The sequence below is a fragment of the Nocardioides epinepheli genome (assembly GCF_037936805.1).
Classification (GTDB): domain Bacteria; phylum Actinomycetota; class Actinomycetes; order Propionibacteriales; family Nocardioidaceae; genus Nocardioides.
Map to the genome: position 1 here is coordinate 12,459 of NZ_JBBMMC010000006.1, position 17,456 is coordinate 29,914.

Sequence of the window (17,456 nt, forward strand, 5' to 3'; positions counted from 1 at the left end):
GGAGCACAATGCACGCAACGTTCATCGACGGTCGCTTCGAGGCCGGGCATGGTGCCTCCCGTGCGCTGGTCGACCCGGCCACCGGCGAGGTCAGCGCCGAGCTCGTCCAGGGCGACGCCGCTGACGTCGACCGCGCCGTCGCCGCGGCGTCGGCTGCCTTCCCGGCCTGGGCCGCACGGACGCCGGGGGAGCGGGCCCAGATCCTGGCGCGGGTGGCCGACGCGCTGGCCGACTCCGACGACCTCGTCGACCTCGAGGTGCGCGAGACCGGCAAGCCGCGCGCGGTCTTCGCCGAGGGCGAGCTGCCCTTCGCCGTCGACAACCTGCGCTTCTTCGCCGGTGCCGCGCGCTCGCTGGAGGGCAGCGGGGCCGGTGTCCTGTCGAGCGGTTACACCTCGATGCTGGTGCGCCGCCCGATCGGGGTCGTCGCGGGCATCGCACCGTGGAACTTCCCACTGATCATGGCGATCTGGAAGCTGGGCCCGGCGCTGGCGGCCGGCAACACCGTCGTCCTCAAGCCGGCGCCACTCACGCCGTCGACCACGCTGCGCTTCGCCGAGATCGCCCACGAGGCCGGCCTGCCCGAGGGTGTGCTCAACGTGGTCGCTGGGGGCAACGACGTCGGCGCCGCCCTGGTCGCCCATCCCGATGTCGCGATGGTCTCGATCACCGGCTCCTCCCGCGCGGGGCGTGAGGTGATGGCCGCGTCCGCGGCGACCACCAAGCGTCTCCACCTCGAGCTCGGCGGGAAGGCGCCGGCGATCGTGTTCGCCGACGTCGATCTCGACGCGGCCGCGCGCGGGCTCGCCATGGCGGCCACCTACAACTCCGGCCAGGACTGCACTGCGCTCACCAGGATCTACGTGGAGCGGCCGATCTACGACGACGTCGTGGGTCGCATCGCCGACACGCTCGCCTCGATCCGCGTCGGCGCTCCGGACGCCGACGACACCGACCTCGGTCCGCTCATCAGCACCGAGCACCGCGAGCGCGTGCACGGCTTCGTGGCCCGCGCGCGTGAGGCCGGCGGCACGGTGGTGACCGGCGGCGCCGTCCCCGAGGGGCCTGGCGCCTACTACCCGCCGACGCTGGTCACCGACGTCGCGCAGGACTCGGAGATCGTGCAGGACGAGGTGTTCGGCCCCGTCGTGGTGGTGCTGCCCTTCGACACCGAGGACGAGGCGGTCGCCCTGGCCAACGACAGCGTCTACGGCCTCGCGTCCTCGGTGTGGACCCGCGACGTCCAGCGTGCCCTCCGCGTCGCGCACCACCTCGATGCCGGGGTGACGTGGGTCAACGACCATCTCCCGATCGCCTCCGAGGCCCCTCACGGCGGCGTCAAGGCCAGCGGCTTCGGCAAGGACATGAGCCAGGAGTCGCTCGCGGAATACACCGTCACCCACCACGTGATGCTGCGCCACGACGCGCCGCCGGTGCACGACTCGTTCCGTCCGGCGTAGGGCCGCGCGCTCGTCGGCTACTCGTCGGCCACGAGCTCGACCTCGAACCCGTCGGTGTTGGCGAGATAGGCGGCGTAGGTCTCGGGGCCGCCGGCGTACGGGTGCCGGTCGGGGAACAGGAGGGCCCAGCCGTGTGCGCCGGCGGCGTCGGTCAGTGCGTCCACCCGCGCTCGATCCCCGGCATGGAACGCCACATGGTTGAGTCCGGGACGCAGCCGGTCGTGGGCCTCGCCGCGCAGGTCGGGTGACTGCTCCACCACGAGGTAGGTGCCGTCCAGCCGCCAGCTGCGTCCGCCCGGCCAGTCCTGGAAGATCTGGTAGCCGAGCTCGGTCAGCAGCCAGCCCCACTCCGCGGTCGCGCGTCCTAAGTCGGGCACCCACAGTTCGATGTGGTGGATGCCTCCGATCCGTGCGTCGGTCACGCCCGCGAACGTATCGCGGTTGCCTATCTGCGGATCGGGTGCGCCTGGCCGCTCGCGTGGAGTTGGTGGTGGTGGAAGGGGCAGTGGAGTCGGGCGTCCTGGGTGTTGGTGTCGCCGCCGTCTTGCCAAGAGTGAGCGTGGTGGACGTGGCAGTACGCGGCGGGGGTCTCGCAGCCGGGGGTTTGGCAGTGCTGCTGTTCGAGGCCGATCGCTAGGCGCTGGGCTGGGGTGTGGAACCGGCGGGTGCGGCCGAGGTCGAGGACCTCGCTGGGGCTGCCGAGGACCGCGGGGATGATCCCGGCCTCACACGCCAGCCGGCGTGCCTGACCGGGTGAGAGGTCTACCCCGGTGTCGAGGTGCGCGACTTCGAGTCCGCCGAGGAGGGTGTCGAGGGTCATGGTGACGATGACGGCGGCGTTGAGCCCGCCGGCCTTGGGGAGCCGTTCGGTGGGGAACCGTTCGACGTACTCGGCGAACGCCTGCCCGAGTTTCTGCGGGGTCGGCTTCTCGTGGTCGTAAGCCCCGGCGCCGTCGGTGGCGCGGACGTGTTTGGGTGCGGCGAGGGCGGTGAGGGCTTTGCGGAGCATCGAACCCTGGGCGGCGGGGAGGGTGAACCGGCCGTGGGTGAGGCCTTGGTCGTCGTCGTACATCGAGAACGTCGTGTGCTTCCGGGCGCGGGCTTCTTCGGTCTCGAGCAGGCGGGCTTCGTGTGCGTCGGCGCGGGCGGGGTCGATGACCTCCAGGATGCGGCGGCCGAGGATCTTGAGCGCCTTCGCGTCGTGATGTTGCGCTTCTGCGATGAGGTGCTTCTCGGCCAGGTCGCGGTGTTCGGGGTCGAGCTCGTCGACCGCCGCGACGATCACTTGCGCCTGGTCCGGCAAGACGCGGCCTGCTGCGGCCGCGATCCTGGTTTGTTCGTGGGTGTCGAGCTCACGAGCGAGCCGGGAGGTGCGGTGTGCTTCGCCTGCTGTGAGCGGGACCAAGCGGCGGAGCCAGGCACTGGTCCAGCGGGCACCGATGCTGCCCGGGCGGTCGATCGCCTCGGCGTGAGTGATCAGGCGAGCCTCGAGCTCAGCCAAGCCGGCGCGAGCGCCGATCACTCGGGCGAGGAGGTCGTCGGTGCTCTCGCCGTCGAGCGACCAGACCGGGACGTCGACCAGATCTTTCAGTGCGGCTTCCAGGCCGGCGACGAACGTGGCGACCGGGTGGGTCGCGCCCGAGCCGCCATGGTCGTCGTGGTGCCTGCTCATGGGTCTACTCAAGCACTCGCCACCGACAGTTTTGGGTCGAGAATCCCGCTCAACCACGGGGTTGTGGAGAAATTCCGGCGCGACGTAGATCAGTAGCCGACGAGGGTGGGGCGGACCTCGATGATCGCGAGTTGTTGTGGTGTGCCGGGGACGGTGAGGGAGTCGGGGATGTCGTGCCAGGGGCCGCCGTTGACCTGGTAGCGGCCGGTGTAGGTGGTGTCGAGGCTGGGGGAGGCCTGGCCTTTGCGGAGGTATTGGTGGATGACGTCGCCGGTGGGGTAGGGGCCGCCGGGGGTTGTGGTGGTGTCGGTGGTGCCGTCGCCGTAGTGCCAGGTGTATTGGGCTGGTGTGGCCTCGATGGTGACCTGTTGGCCGAGGAGTTGCACGGTCTGGGTGCGTGGGGTGGTGTTGTCGGTGAAGTAGTAGGTGTCGAAGTTGACCGCGGTCTTCCCACCGGGCGGCTGGATGGTCAGCTCGCTGGCCGGCCAGGTGAGGGAGCGGAAGGCGCGCACGACCATGCCTGGGGTCACCACCGGAGCCACCGCCGGTTCGCCGGGCGCGTCGGTGATGCACGTTCTGCCGACCACCTCGCCGTCGACGACGATCGCGTTCCATAGGCCGGTGTACGTCTCGCCGTCGGGGCCGACCTCGGCGCATGGTTCCGGTTCGTAGCAGACGTACTGCCCGCCGAGTGAGCAGATGGGCACATAGGTCGGAGGGTCTTCCGAGGCGGACGGGTAGCTGCCGACTGATGCTGTGTCGCCGTGAGTGGCTCCGGTGGGGTGGCTCGTACTCGCAGACGCTCCGACCAGGGTGCCGGACGCTGTCGACTCTCCCTGTTGACCGCCGCCCTTTCCCCCACCCTTGCCTCCCGACTTTCCTCCACTGTCGGCGAAACTCGCTGGCGCGAACGTGATCGCCAGTAGCACGCACAAGCCGGCCGCCATTCGCGTCGCCTTCATTGCGCGATCCGAGTCAGGCTGGTGACCTTCCACTGTCCGTCGAGTTGGCGGAGGTTCATCTGGAACCGCTCGCGACCACCGGTGAACCGCTCGTCAACCTTTCCAGATCGGTTGTAGATGACGGTCTCTCCAGAGTTGAGCGTGTACTCGTAGATGAACGTAGGACCGGTAGCAGCAATCTGCTTTAGGCCTCGTATTGCGAAAGGCTCCACGGTGATCCGACCACCCGACGCGTAGACGTCATCGACACGATCAGCAAGGACATCACACGACTCACAGCCATGTGAAAGTGATCGAAAGCGGGTGCTGTCACCACTGCGCTGCATTTCGAACGACTCGTTCGACCACTCGCGGATCGCAGCGGCTCTCGCAGCGCGGGCCGACTTCGGCGGCTCCGAAGTCGGAGGATCGCTCGGCGGTGGGCTGTTGGTCGGACCGCCGCCGGTGGTGGAGGTGTCCGACGAGGGCGAACTCGACGTCGGATCGGCGATCTTCGGCTCCGGGTCACCGTTGCAGGCGCTCAGCCCGCCCAGGACGAGCAGGACGGTGGGTAGGAGGAGTGCCGAGGATGGTGGTCGCATCGCGTGGTCCTTCCCGAGTGACCGGCGTCTGTCGGGAAACCTACCCCGCCTTCACGGCGTCGGGAATGACCAGAGACGTGCCTGTGGAAAGCCGGACGCGGCCGCGTCGGCAGGGCGTTCAGCCGTCCTCGCCCCAGTTCGCGATGATCGCGGCGATCGGCGGGATCACCGCGGCGATGGCCGACATCACCACCGCGGCAGTCGTCGACCACAGCCGCACGAGGTTCCAGGCGAGCAGGATCAGCGCGAGGCAGAGACCCATGAGCGCGAAGTACCAACGTCTCCTCCGGCGCAGGCGCTCAGCCTGCGATCGGGGCACTTCACTGATGGTGAAGCGCTGGCCACGTCTCATCGTCTCCACACTGCCACGCCGCCCGAGCCACCCCCGCGGCAGACGCCGCAGAAACCAACGCGCCGCCGTCCCCATGGAAGGGACGACGGCGCGCCAGAGGAGCAGAGCAGGTCACATGGTGACGCCGTAGTTGCTGATGATGCCGGTCAGGCCGGAGGCGTAGCCCTGGCCGATCGCGCGGAACTTCCACTCCTCGCCGCTGCGGTAGAGCTCACCGAAGACCATGGCGGTCTCGGTGGAGGCGTCCTCGGAGAGGTCGTAGCGCGCGAGCTCGGTGTCGTTGGAGGTGTCGACGACGCGGATGTAGGCGTTCTTGACCTGGCCGAAGCTCTGGCCGCGGGTGTCGGCCTCGTGGATCGTCACGTTGAAGACGACCTTGTCGGTCTGCGGGGTGAGCTGCGCGAGGTCGACCTCGATGGTCTCGTCGTCACCCTCGGCCGCGCCGTCCCGGACGTCGCCCTTGTGACGCACGGTGCCCTCGGGGGAGTTGAGGTTGTTGTAGAAGATGAAGTGCTGGTCGCTCAGCACCTTGTCGCCCTCGCCGCACACCAGGGCGGTGGCGTCGAGGTCGAAGTCGGCGCCGTCGGTCGTCCGGGCGTCCCAGCCGAGGCCCACACGGACCGACTGGAGCGAGGGGGCCATCTTGGTGAGGCTGACGTTGCCACCCTTGGACAGCGAAACGGGCATGTGGGACTCCTTGAGGTCGTGGTGAATGGACTATGGCTGGGCACGTGGACGCCGGCGCGTGTACGCCGCGCGTTGGTGGGGAGGTTACTCGGGAATGGGTGGCCCGAAACCTGGCCGACCTATCCTGATCCGAACCCCGAACGGCTGAGAGGCCGCTTCGCCCTCGACGAGAGACGGCACTGCCCGGATGCGCCATTTCCACTTCCTCGACCCGACCGATCGGGCCCAGCTGTTCTTCAAGGAGCCCATCGACCTGGGCCGTGACGATCCGCTCGACCTGCTCGCCCATGGCCTCGGCGCCACGCTCTACATCCCCGCGACCCGCGAGAAGCTGGCGGCCGACGTCGTCCGGGTGGCCGAACAGGGCTCGACCAGCTGCGTGATCTGCCTCGAGGACGCCATCCCCGACAGCGCCGTCGAGTACGCCGTCAACCACGTCGCGGAGGAGCTCACGGCGCTCTACGCCGAGGGCCGTACCGACCTGCCATTGCTGTTCGTGCGGGTCCGCTCCTCCGACCAGCCGGCGCGCCTGGTCCGCCTGCTGGGCGAGGCGGCCGCGATCATCGACGGCTTCGTGCTCCCCAAGTTCTCCTCGGCCGGCGGTGCCGAGTACCTCGACGCCGTCGCCCACTGTGAGCGCACCGTGGGCCGGCGGCTGATGATGATGCCGGTCATCGAGACGCCCGAGGTGATGTACCACGAGTCCCGGATCGAGGAGCTGCTCGGCATCCAGGAGGTGCTGTCGAAGCATCCGGACCGGGTGCTGGCGGTCCGGATCGGCGCCACCGACATGGCCTCGGTGTTCGCCCTGCGACGTCCGCGCGACCTGACCATCTACGACGTCCGCCTCATCGCCAGCGCCGTCACCGACGTCGTCAACGTGCTTGGGCGCCCCGGCGGTCACGCGGTCACCGGGCCGGTCTGGGAGTACTTCACCGCTCCCGACCGGATCTTCAAGCCGCAGCTGCGCGAGTCGCCGTTCGCCCGGAGCGAGGACCGCGAGCTGCGCGCGCGGCTGCTGGCTCGCAACCTCGACGGCCTGATCCGCGAAGTGCTCCTCGATCGCGCCAACGGCCTGATCGGCAAGACCGTCATCCACCCCACCCACGTCCCGGTGGTGCACGCACTCGCCGTGGTCAGCCACGAGGAGTACGACGACGCCCTCGGCGTCGTCTCCGCCAAGCAGGGCGGCGGGGGAGTGACCCGCTCGTCGTACCGGAACAAGATGAACGAGGCGAACCCCCACCTGGCGTGGGCGCAGCAGCTGATGTTCCGCGCGGATGCCTTCGGGGTCGCGCAGCCCGATGTCAGCTTCGTCGATCTGCTCGCCGCAGCCACCGAGGAGGACCGCGGATGACCGTCTGGTCGGGCGCATGGGTGATCCAGCACGCAGGGGTGGAGCTCCTCGCTGACTCCGAGGAGGCCGCGCACGATCTGGTGGGTCTCGCGGTGCGCCGCAATCCCAAGCGTGTGCATCTGGTCGTCTCCACGGTGCTCGCCAAGCACATCCCCGTCACGCCGTCGGTGGCTCGCCAGGTCGGCGCCGATCTCGGCGCCCGGGTCGAGAGCGCGCTCGACGGCGTGCGGCCCGACCTGGTGATCGGCTACGCCGAGACCGCGACCGGTCTGGGGCACCTGGTCGCCGACGCGCTCGGCGCCACCGCTCTGCACTCCACTCGCCGCCCGGGCGGATCGGCGCTGAGCTTCGAGGAGGAGCACAGCCACGCGACCACCCATCGCCTCCAGCCGGGCGATCCCGGACTGCTCACCGGATCCGGTCCGCTGGTGCTGGTCGACGACGAGCTCACCACAGGACGCACGATCCTCAACACCGTGCGCGAGCTGCACGCGATCTCACCGCGGCCGGCCTACGTCGTCGCCGCTCTCCTCGACCTGCGACCCGACGACGCCCGTGCCTACGCCGACAAGGTGGCCGCCGAGCTCGGCACCTCGATCCGGTTCGTCGCGCTGATGGACGGCGAGGTGCGAACCCACGGCGACCCCGACGATCTCGTGCGGGAGGCGGTCGCCGCCGTCGAGCCGCTCGGCGAGCCCGGCCCCGACCACGCCGAGGAGACCACGGTCGCCGAGTCCTGGCCGCCCGACGTCGCCACCGGCGGACGACACGGTCTCGGCTCGGCGGATGCGGAGGGCTTCGAGGCCGCGGTCGCCGACCTCGGCGCCGAGGTCGGCCGACAGGTCGCGGGGGCGAGCACCGTGCACGTGCTCGGCACCGAGGAGCTGATGTACCTCCCGCAGCGGATCGCGGAGTACCTCGAGGCATCGCGCCCGGCGACCACCGTGACGCTGTCCTCGACGACCCGGTCGCCCGTGGTCGTGCGCGATGAGGAGGGCTACGCGATCCGTCACGGCATCACGTTCGCGGCCCACGACGGCGTCGACGACGACGTCCCCAGGTTCGCCTACAACCTCGAGCCCGGCCGCTTCGACGCGATCGTGGTGGTCCTCGACGACGCCACCCCCGCCGACGGCGCCGCCGAGCTTCGTGCTGCGCTTCGGACCCTGTGCGACAAGCTCGTCGTGGTGCGGGTGGGCGCCTGATGCCGCTCCCCACACCACTGTCCGGACCGGCGTTCGGCTCCTATGCCGCCGACGACGTCACCTGGCTGCTCAAGGACCTCAGCGACGCCGACCTCGAGGCGCCGGTGGAGCAGCGGGAGGCCGCGATCCAGGCCGGCACCGCGCACTACGCCGAGTCGCTGCCGGTCGAGTACCAGCCCAGCGCGGAGTACACCGCGCTGTTCGAGAAGGCGCTGGCCGAGCAGTCGCGCCGGGTGGCCCTCGCGGCGGCCGTGCTGGTGCACCTGATCGTCGACCTGCGCGGCCGGGACGCCGTCCTGGTCTCCCTGGCCCGCGCCGGCACCCCGATCGGGATCCTGCTGCGCCGCTACGCACGGCGGCTCGGTCTCGACCTGCCCCATTACACGATGTCCATCGTGCGCGGACGGGGCCTCGACACGGTCGCGCTGCGCTACCTCGCCGAGCACCACGACCCCGCCGACGTCGTGTTCGTCGACGGCTGGACCGGCAAGGGTGCGATCTCGCGCGAGCTGACCGCCGCCTGCATCGAGGCCGAGCAGAGCCTCGGCGTGCGCTTCGACCCGTCGCTGGCCGTGCTGGCCGACCCCGGCAGCAGCACCGACGTCTACGGCACCCGCGACGACTTCCTGATCCCCTCGGCCTGCCTGAACTCCACCGTCTCCGGCCTGGTGTCGCGCACGGTGCTGAACGACCGGCTGATCGGCCCCGACGACTTCCACGGCGCGAAGTTCTACGCCGAGCTCGCCCCGGGCGATGTGTCCCGGCGCTATCTCGACGTCGTCGAGTCCCACTTCGACGACGTCGCCCCCGAGGCGCGCGCACAGGCGGCCCGCCTCCTGGGCGCCGACCGGTCGCCGACCTGGTCGGGCTGGAAGGCCGTGGAGGAGGTCAGCGCCGGCTATGGCATCGGCGACGTGAACCTGGTCAAGCCGGGCGTGGGGGAGACCACCCGCGTGCTGCTGCGCCGCGTGCCCTGGCGCGTGCTGGTGCGTCCCGACCGGCGTCACGAGCTCGGCCACGTCGAGCTGCTCGCCGAGCAGCGCGGCGTCCCGGTGGAGGTGGTCGACGACCTCGCCTTCTCCTGCATGGGACTGATCCATCCGCGCTTCGCCCAGACCGAATCCTGATCCGAGGAGCCCGATGCTCGCCTCCGACATCGACCGCACCCTGCTGTGGTCCCACAAACGACTCGGTGACGTGCCGCCGGCCGACCTGGAATGCCTCGAGGTGCTCCAGGGCCGGGACTGGGCGTTCGTGACCAAGCCCGCCTACGCCGCGCTCGAGGCGATGGCCGTCACCGGCGAGCTCGTGCTGTGCACGACACGCACGCCCGACCAGGTCCTGCGGCTGCGCCTGCCTCGCTACCGGCAGATCCTGTGCCTCAACGGAGGTGCGCTCCTGGTCGACGGGGAGCCGGACGCCGAGCACGCCCGATCCACCGCGGACCTGGTCGCGCAGCGCCGGCCGATGGCCGAGTTCGCCGATCGGGTGCGTCATCTCGCGGAGGCGCCGCACGTGCGCGGGCTCCGCGACGCCGACGGCCACTTCGGCTACTTCCTGCTCACCGGCGACCCCGTCCCCGACGAGTGGGTCGCCGAGCTCGAGGAGATCGCGGCCGACGACGGCTGGCGCCTCACCCACGAGCAGACCAAGGTCTACGCGATGCCCGACGTCCTCACCAAGGAGTCCGGCCTGACCCGTCTGCTGGAGCGTGCCGACGACGAGTTGGTCGCGGCCGCCGGCGACTCCCTGCTCGACGAGGGGATGCTCCGACTGGCGCGGCACGCGCTGGTGCCGCGCGAGGCGTACCTGGAGTCCCACGGCTGGGACGGCCCGCTCACCGAGGCGACCGGCGTGTTGGCCGGCGAGGAGATCGCCCTGTGGCTCGCCGAGCTCACCGGGACCGCGATGAGTTCGACGAGCTCGACCGGTCTGAGTTCGAGAACAGGCGCGCCCGCAACCGGTTGACGCGCCGGACCAGGAGGATCCGATGCCAACGGTGGTGATGATCGGTACCCGCAAGGGACTGTGGATCGCGACGTCCGACGACGAGCGTGCCGACTGGCGGCTCACCGGACCTCATCACGACATGGAGGAGGTCTACTCCTGCATGATCGACACCCGCGGCGGGGCACCCCGGCTGCTGGTCGGGACGTCGTCGCCGTGGTTCGGCCCGCAGGTGCGCTGGTCCGACGACCTCGGCGTCACCTGGCACGAGACGCCGGGCGGCGGCATCCGGTTCGACGAGGGCAGCGGCGACGCCGTCGAGCGGGTCTGGCAGCTCACGCCCGGCCTCGAGCCCGACGTCGTCTGGACGGGCACCGAGCCGGGTGCGGTGTGGCGCTCGGAGGATCAAGGACGGACCTTCGCGCTGGTGCGCGGACTGTGGGAGCACCCACATCGCGAGCAGTGGGGTGCCGGCTACGGCGGCCAGGCGTTCCGCACGATCCTGCCGCACCCCAGCGACCCCGACTCGGTCACGGTGGCGATCTCCTCCGGAGGCGTCTACCAGAGCGCCGACGCCGGCCGGACCTGGGCACCGCGCAACGTCGGCCTGCGCGCGGAGTTCTACCCCGAGGGCCAGCAGTACCCCGAGTTCGGCCAGTGCGTGCACAAGATCGCCCGTCACCCCGACCGGCCGGAGCGGCTGTTCCTGCAGAACCACGGGGGCGTCTACCGCTCCGACGACCACGGCGGGACCTGGGAGTCGATCGCCGCCGGGCTGCCGGCCGAGTTCGGATTCCCCATCGTGGTCGACCCCCACGACCCCGAGACCGTCTACGTCTTCCCGCTGCTGGGCAGCGACCGCCGCTACCCGGCCGACGCGAGGGCTGCGGTCTGGCGCTCCCGCGACGCCGGATCCACCTGGGAGCCGCTGGCCGACGGTCTCCCGGAGCAGTTCTGGGTCGGCGTGATGCGCGATGCGATGACGGCCGACGACCACGATCGGGTCGGGCTCTACCTCGGCGCCCGCAACGGCGCCGTGTGGTGCAACCCCGACGCCGGTGCCGACACCGGTGCCGGCTGGCGGACCGTGGCGGCCAACCTGCCCGACGTCATGGCGGTGCGGGCGGCGTCCTACGCGCCTGCCTGACCCTCGCCGGGTGGGGATCTCGCGGGTTTGGGCGCCACCGCGCCTGCGCGTTAGCCTGTGGTGTCCGTCCCACGTGGGACGACGCCATTGATCGATTGACACTCGCCTGACCGCCGTGAAACGGCCGCGGATCCAGAGTGCCCGGGAGAACAGGCCCCGGCGCGCCGCGCAGCGAAGAGAAGAAGAGGAGCCGCCATGTCCGTCGGGACCGACGCAGCGACGAAGAAGAAGATCATCGCCGAGTACGCCATCGCCGAGGGCGACACCGGCTCTCCCGAGGTGCAGATCGCGCTGCTCAGCCACCGCATCGCCCACCTCACCGAGCACCTCAAGCAGCACAAGCACGACCACCACAGCCGTCGTGGCCTGCTGCTGCTCGTCGGCCAGCGCCGCCGGCTTCTGAACTACCTGAAGAAGACCGAGATCGAGCGCTACCGCTCGATCATCGAGCGCCTCGGCCTGCGCCGCTGACGCCGTCGTCGGGATCCACCCCTCGGGTGGGTCCCGACTGCTGCATCACGGCCACTCACAACTGAACACCCACCCACTGGAGCGATCCGCGCCACGTCCGGCCCGGTCCTCGGTAGTGACTCTCAGGCGCTGTCCATTCCGCCCCTGCGGGTCTCGATCGAAGATCGGTCATCTGCGCGGGAGTCGCGGATCGCGCCGCGAACAGGAAGATCCACTGTGACAGAACCCGTCATCACCGCCGTCGAGACCGTTCTCGACAACGGCAAGTTCGGCACCCGCACCGTCAAGTTCGAGACCGGGCTGCTGGCCCGCCAGGCGGCCGGTGCCGTCACCGCCTACCTCGACGACGAGACGATGCTGCTCTCGGCCACCACGGCCGGCAAGCACCCCAAGGACCACTTCGACTTCTTCCCCCTCACCATCGACGTCGAGGAGCGGATGTACGCCGTGGGCCAGATCCCCGGCTCGTTCTTCCGCAGTGAGGGCCGCCCCGGCGAGGACGCCATCCTCACCTGCCGCCTGATCGACCGGCCGCTGCGCCCCACCTTCAAGAAGGGCCTGCGCAACGAGGTCCAGGTCGTCATCACCGTCCTCGCGCTCGACCCCGACCAGCCCTACGACGTCCTGGCGATCAACGCCGCGTCCATGTCGACCCAGCTCTCCGGCCTGCCGTTCTCCGGCCCGGTCGGCGGCGTCCGCGTCGCTCTCATCGAGGGCCAGTGGGTCGCCTTCCCCAGCCACAGCCAGCTCGAGAACGCCGTCTTCGACATGGTCGTCGCCGGCCGGGTCACCGACTCCGGCGACGTCGCGATCATGATGGTCGAGGCCGAGGCGCCCGAGCAGACCTACGAGCTCGTCGCCTCCGGCGCCTCCGCGCCGTCGGAGGAGATCGTCGCCGGCGGCCTCGACGCCGCCAAGCCCTTCATCAAGCAGCTGTGCGAGGCGCAGGCCGAGCTGGCCAAGCAGGCCGCCAAGCCGGTCCAGGAGTTCCCGATCTTCCTCGACTACGAGGACGACGTGTACGCCGCCGTCGAGGCCGCCGTCTCCGCCGAGACCGCCGAGGCGCTGGCCATCGTCGGCAAGCAGGAGCGCGACGACAAGCTCGACGACGTCAAGGCCTCCCTGCTGGAGAAGCTCGGCGACCAGTTCGAGGGCCGCGAGAAGGAGATCGGCGCGGCGTTCAAGTCGGTCACCAAGGCCCTCATGCGCGACCGCGTGCTGCGCGAGCGGGTCCGCATGGACGGCCGCGGCCTGGCCGACATCCGGCCGCTGCACGCCGAGGTCGGCGTCCTGCCCCGGGTCCACGGCTCCTCGCTCTTCGAGCGCGGCGAGACCCAGATCCTCGGCGTCACGACCCTCAACATGCTCAAGCTGGAGCAGCAGCTCGACACCTTGAGCCCCGAGAAGCACCGCCGCTACATGCACAAGTACGTCTTCCCGCCGTTCTCCACCGGCGAGACCGGCCGGGTGGGCTCGCCCAAGCGCCGCGAGGTCGGCCACGGTGCGCTGGCCCGCCGGGCGCTGCTCCCGGTGCTGCCGAGCCGCGAGGAGTTCCCCTACGCGATCCGCCAGCTCTCCGAGGCGATGGGCTCCAACGGCTCGACCTCGATGGGCTCGGTCTGTGCCTCGACCCTCTCGCTGTTGCAGGCCGGTGTGCCGCTCAAGGCGCCGGTCGCCGGCATCGCGATGGGCCTGATCTCCGGCGAGGTCGACGGCGAGACCACCTACGTCGCGCTGACCGACATCCTCGGGGCCGAGGACGCCATGGGCGACATGGACTTCAAGGTCGCCGGCACCCGCGAGTTCGTCACCGCCCTCCAGCTCGACACCAAGCTCGACGGCATCCCCGCCGACGTCCTGGCTGCCGCGCTCACCCAGGCCAAGGACGCCCGCCTGGCGATCCTCGACGTGATGGGTGAGGCGATCGAGGCTCCCGAGGAGATGTCGCTGCACGCGCCGCGGATCATCACGATCCGGATCCCCGTCGACAAGATCGGCGAGGTCATCGGCCCGAAGGGCAAGATCATCAACCAGATCCAGGACGACACCGGCGCCTCGATCACCATCGAGGACGACGGCACGATCTACGTCGGCGCGACCAACGGCGAGGCCGCCGAGGCCGCTAAGGCCGCGATCAACGCGATCGCGAATCCGACGATGCCCGAGGTCGGCGAGCGCTACCTCGGCACGGTCGTGAAGACCACGAACTTCGGTGCGTTCGTCTCGCTGATGCCCGGCAAGGACGGTCTGCTCCACATCACCAAGCTGCGTGGCCTGGTGGGCGGCAAGCGCGTCGAGAACGTCGAGGACGTCGTCTCGGTGGGCCAGAAGATCCAGGTCGAGATCGCCGAGGTCGACGACCGCGGCAAGCTGTCGCTGATCCCGGTGCTCGAGGAGACCGAGACCGAGTCGGCTCCCGAGTCCGCCGAGGCCGACGCCGAGGCCTGATTCGTCACCCCGACCCGCCGCCGCGAGGCGGCGGGTCGGTGCGTTTTCGGGGAACGTCGGGAGCCGCGCGGGGGCGAGGAGGACATGATGGAGAGCATGGAGAAGGCCCAGAAGACCCAGAAGGGCCAGAAAGTGGGCACGACCCGCACGGTCTCGACTGTGCGCGACGCCGGCGGGGTGGTCACCTCCCGGGTGCGTCGCACCGTCCTGCCCGGCGGCCTGCGTGTGGTCACCGAGGAGATGGCCGGCGCCCGCTCGGCGACGGTGGGCGTGTGGGTCGACGTCGGCTCCCGTGACGAGACGCCGTCGCTCCACGGCGCCTCGCACTTCCTCGAGCACCTGCTGTTCAAGGGCACCTACGAGCGCTCGGCCCTCGACATCTCGGTGGCCCTCGACGAGATCGGCGGCGAGTTCAACGCCTTCACCGCCAAGGAGTACACCTGCTTCCACGCGCGGGTCCTCGACGAGGACCTGCCCCTGGCCATCGACGTGCTCGGCGACATGATCACCTCCTCGGTGCTGGCCGCCGACGACGTGGAGGCCGAGCGCGAGGTGATCCTCGACGAGATCGCGATGCACGACGACGACCCCGACGACGTCGTCCACAACCTCTTCGCCGAGCGGGCGTGGGGCGCGAACTCGCCGCTGGGCCGCTCGATCGCCGGCACCGAGGCCTCGATCACCGGACTCGACCGGGCCCGGATCCTCCGGTTCTACCGGCGTCACTACCGCCCCGAGCGGATGGTGGTCGCGGCGGCCGGGAACCTCGACCACGCCCAGGTCGTGCGCCAGGTGCGCAAGGCCTTCGGCCGGCGCGACTTCCTCACCGGCGACCAGGTGCCGGCCGGTCCGCGACACACCAACCGGCGGGTCCGGGTACGGTCGGGTCAGGTCAGCGCGACGCGGCCGTTCGAGCAGGTCAACGTCGTGCTCGGCATGCAGGGCTATGCCCGCGACGACGATCGACGCTTCGCCCTCGGCGTCCTCAACACCGCGCTCGGCGGCGGCACGTCCAGCCGGCTGTTCCAGGAGATCCGCGAACGGCGCGGGCTGGCCTACTCGGTCTACTCCTTCACCTCCCAGCACGTCGACGCCGGACTGGTCGGCGTCGCGGTCGGCTGCCTGCCCGCCAAGCTCGACGAGGTGCTCGCCACCGTCCGTCTCGAGCTCTCCCGCGTCGCGGCCCACGGCATCACCGAGGAGGAGCTGGTGCGCGGCAAGGGCCAGCTGCGCGGCGGCCTGGTCCTCGGGCTCGAGGACTCCGCCTCGCGGATGATCCGGCTCGGCAAGGCCGAGCTCGTCCACGACGAGCTGCTGGAGATCGACGAGGTCATCGCCCGCATCGACGCCGTCACGCTCGAGGAAGTCCGCGAGGTGGCAGCGGAGGTGTTCTCCCGCCCGGAGGTGCTGGCGATCGTCGGCCCTACCTGAGCGCCGCCCGGAGTTGGGCGGCGTCGGAGGTTGAGCAAGCGAGCCTGCGAGCGCCGACGAAACCTCGGGTCCCCGACGGGCGCTTGCCGGAGGTTGAGCAAGCGAGCCTGCGAGCGCCGACGAAACCCCGGCCCCAGTCCCAGTGGGAGGCTCCCGAGGGAGCCCACCACTAGGTCTCGACGCGTCGGTTCACGCCCTTCGCAGGCTCAGTGCGTGACTCCTTGCTCGACCACCGACGATCCCGTCCTCGCGAGCTCGGACGTGATCACCGCCGCCCGATGATGCCGACCACCGGCGGCTGCTTGTTGTCGATCACCGAGACCCGGAAGCCGCCGTCGGCCAGCGCCGCGGAGGCGCCCTTGACGATCTGCGGGACCTGCTCGGGCATCTTGGCCTCGAAGAAGAGGAAGACCGCACCGCCGGGCACGACGCGTTCGTGCAGCAGCGCGACCTCGTCACGGCACTCGCGCACCCAGAACAGGTTCACGTTGAAGGCGAAGACCTTCGAGAGCCGCTTGACTGGGACGCGGAGGGTGGCCAGGTCGATCTGGCGGACCGTGAGCCGACCGGCCTTCACCGCCTCGGCATTGCGGCGCTTGGTCCGGTCGACGCCCGACTCGGAACGGTCGATGGCGAACAGCTTGCCGGTCTCCAGGCGGGAGACCATGAGCTCGGCGGCCGCGCCCGGTCCGCATCCGATCTCGAGGATGTGGTCGGCGGGCTGCGGGTCCATGAAGTCCACCGCCCATCGGATCCGCGCCGGAATCTGCTGTGCGACCATGGGCGACAGCCTGCCAGAACCGGACCAGGCATTCACTCACCCCCGCCGTCTACCGGGACGCGAGCCCCTAGGGTTGGTGCCGTGGCCGGTGATGGTGGAGTGAATGGTGACGTGGTCCGAGTCGGCGTCCTGGGCGCCCGCGGCAAGGTCGGAGCCGAGGTCTGCCGGGCCGTCGAGGAGGCCGCCGGGCTCGAGCTCGTCGCCGCCATCGACCAGGGCGACGACCCTCAGGAGCTCGTGACCTCCGGTGCGCAGGTGGTCGTCGACTTCACCCATCCCGACGTCGTGATGGACAACCTGGAGCTGTGCATCGAGCACGGCATCGACGCCGTGGTCGGCACCACCGGCTTCGACGACGAGCGCCTGGCGCGGCTGCGCGAGCTGCTGGGGGACCCGCCACGGAGCGGCGTGCTGATCGCACCGAATTTCTCGATCGGCGCCATATTGATGATGCGCTTCGCCGCAGCCGCCGCGCCGCACTTCGACTCGGTCGAGGTCGTCGAGCTCCACCATCCCGACAAGGCAGACGCCCCCTCGGGCACCGCGCGCCGCACCGCCGAGCTGATCGCCGCCGCCCGCCGGGACGCCGGCGTGGACCCCGCTCCCGACGCCACCTCGACAGCCCTCGACGGTGCCCGGGGCGCCGACGTCGACGGAGTGCCGGTCCACGCCCTCCGGGTGCGCGGCCTGGTCGCCCACCAGGAGGTCATCCTGGGCGGTACGGGGGAGACCCTCACCCTGCGCCACGACTCGCTGCACCGCTCCTCGTTCACGCCCGGCGTCCTCGCCGCCGTCCGCGCGATCGGCTCCCGCCCCGGCCTGACCGTCGGCCTCGAGGAGCTCATCGACCTCTGACCCGCGCCGTTCGGCGCAATTGCGCGGTTTGGGTCGGTGGGTGGGCTGTTTACTGCACCAATCGGCGCAATCGCGCCGTTCGGGTCAGCGCCCGAGACGC

The 17,456-nt window shown here is 70.4% G+C and carries 17 protein-coding genes; 10 read left to right on the plus strand and 7 right to left on the minus strand.

Translation table 11 applies throughout. From position 1 onward, the window contains the following. Positions 1-8: 8 nt before the first annotated feature. On the plus strand, positions 9-1,460 hold the full coding sequence (locus WMR31_RS09515; RefSeq protein ID WP_340538566.1) for an aminobutyraldehyde dehydrogenase: 1,452 nt from the start codon (positions 9-11) through the stop codon (positions 1,458-1,460). Positions 1,461-1,477: 17 nt separating this feature from the next. Here WMR31_RS09515 and WMR31_RS09520 read toward each other — a convergent pair whose 3' ends face one another. The 6 genes from WMR31_RS09520 to WMR31_RS09545 form a co-directional block, all read right to left on the minus strand. Beyond that, complete coding sequence (locus WMR31_RS09520) at positions 1,478-1,882, minus strand: VOC family protein (protein WP_340538567.1); 405 nt, start codon at positions 1,880-1,882, stop codon at positions 1,478-1,480. A gap of 23 nt (positions 1,883-1,905) precedes the next feature. Then, a complete protein-coding gene (locus WMR31_RS09525; protein WP_340538568.1) occupies positions 1,906-3,132 on the minus strand; it encodes an HNH endonuclease signature motif containing protein in 1,227 nt (408 codons plus the stop codon). Between the two features lie 89 nt (positions 3,133-3,221). After that, a complete protein-coding gene (locus WMR31_RS09530; protein WP_340538569.1) occupies positions 3,222-3,839 on the minus strand; it encodes a hypothetical protein in 618 nt (205 codons plus the stop codon). Between the two features lie 251 nt (positions 3,840-4,090). Next, a complete protein-coding gene (locus WMR31_RS09535) occupies positions 4,091-4,675 on the minus strand; it encodes a hypothetical protein (RefSeq protein WP_340538570.1) in 585 nt (194 codons plus the stop codon). A gap of 118 nt (positions 4,676-4,793) precedes the next feature. Further along, positions 4,794-5,102, minus strand: a complete 309-nt coding sequence (locus tag WMR31_RS09540; RefSeq protein ID WP_340538571.1) for a DUF3099 domain-containing protein — start codon at positions 5,100-5,102, stop codon at positions 4,794-4,796. A gap of 36 nt (positions 5,103-5,138) precedes the next feature. Continuing rightward, positions 5,139-5,714 carry a TerD family protein gene (locus WMR31_RS09545; protein ID WP_340538572.1) on the minus strand — a complete coding sequence of 192 codons (576 nt, stop codon included), beginning with the start codon at positions 5,712-5,714 and terminating at the stop codon, positions 5,139-5,141. Between the two features lie 187 nt (positions 5,715-5,901). Here WMR31_RS09545 and WMR31_RS09550 point away from each other — a divergent pair, with 187 nt between their 5' ends. The 8 genes from WMR31_RS09550 to WMR31_RS09585 all read left to right on the plus strand — a co-directional run bounded on the left by WMR31_RS09550 (position 5,902) and on the right by WMR31_RS09585 (position 15,720). Continuing rightward, a complete protein-coding gene (locus WMR31_RS09550; protein ID WP_340538573.1) occupies positions 5,902-7,071 on the plus strand; it encodes an HpcH/HpaI aldolase/citrate lyase family protein in 1,170 nt (389 codons plus the stop codon). Next, positions 7,068-8,276, plus strand: a complete 1,209-nt coding sequence (locus WMR31_RS09555; RefSeq protein WP_340538574.1) for a phosphoribosyltransferase family protein — start codon at positions 7,068-7,070, stop codon at positions 8,274-8,276. Before WMR31_RS09550 ends, WMR31_RS09555 begins: the two co-directional genes overlap by 4 nt. Then, positions 8,276-9,403 (plus strand): cysteine protease StiP family protein, encoded by a 1,128-nt coding sequence (locus WMR31_RS09560; protein ID WP_340538575.1) that lies wholly within the window; start codon positions 8,276-8,278, stop codon positions 9,401-9,403. The genes WMR31_RS09555 and WMR31_RS09560 overlap by 1 nt, the downstream gene beginning before the upstream one ends. A gap of 13 nt (positions 9,404-9,416) precedes the next feature. Continuing rightward, positions 9,417-10,244, plus strand: coding sequence for a Cof-type HAD-IIB family hydrolase (locus WMR31_RS09565; protein ID WP_340538576.1), 828 nt, complete (start codon positions 9,417-9,419; stop codon positions 10,242-10,244). Between the two features lie 22 nt (positions 10,245-10,266). After that, the gene (locus tag WMR31_RS09570; RefSeq protein ID WP_340538577.1) at positions 10,267-11,370 is read left to right on the plus strand and encodes a WD40/YVTN/BNR-like repeat-containing protein; all 1,104 of its coding nucleotides are present in this window, start codon (positions 10,267-10,269) and stop codon (positions 11,368-11,370) included. A gap of 195 nt (positions 11,371-11,565) precedes the next feature. Further along, the gene (gene rpsO, locus WMR31_RS09575) at positions 11,566-11,841 is read left to right on the plus strand and encodes a 30S ribosomal protein S15 (protein WP_340538578.1); all 276 of its coding nucleotides are present in this window, start codon (positions 11,566-11,568) and stop codon (positions 11,839-11,841) included. 216 nt (positions 11,842-12,057) lie between these two features. Continuing rightward, positions 12,058-14,289 carry a polyribonucleotide nucleotidyltransferase gene (locus tag WMR31_RS09580; protein WP_340538579.1) on the plus strand — a complete coding sequence of 744 codons (2,232 nt, stop codon included), beginning with the start codon at positions 12,058-12,060 and terminating at the stop codon, positions 14,287-14,289. Between the two features lie 87 nt (positions 14,290-14,376). Further along, on the plus strand, positions 14,377-15,720 hold the full coding sequence (locus tag WMR31_RS09585; RefSeq protein WP_340538580.1) for a M16 family metallopeptidase: 1,344 nt from the start codon (positions 14,377-14,379) through the stop codon (positions 15,718-15,720). Between the two features lie 265 nt (positions 15,721-15,985). Here the strand turns inward: WMR31_RS09585 and WMR31_RS09590 are convergent, their stop codons facing one another. After that, the gene (locus WMR31_RS09590) at positions 15,986-16,501 is read right to left on the minus strand and encodes a class I SAM-dependent methyltransferase (protein ID WP_340538581.1); all 516 of its coding nucleotides are present in this window, start codon (positions 16,499-16,501) and stop codon (positions 15,986-15,988) included. Positions 16,502-16,612: 111 nt separating this feature from the next. Here WMR31_RS09590 and dapB point away from each other — a divergent pair, with 111 nt between their 5' ends. Beyond that, the gene (gene dapB, locus WMR31_RS09595) at positions 16,613-17,356 is read left to right on the plus strand and encodes a 4-hydroxy-tetrahydrodipicolinate reductase (protein ID WP_340538582.1); all 744 of its coding nucleotides are present in this window, start codon (positions 16,613-16,615) and stop codon (positions 17,354-17,356) included. The last annotated feature ends 100 nt before the right edge of the window (positions 17,357-17,456 follow it).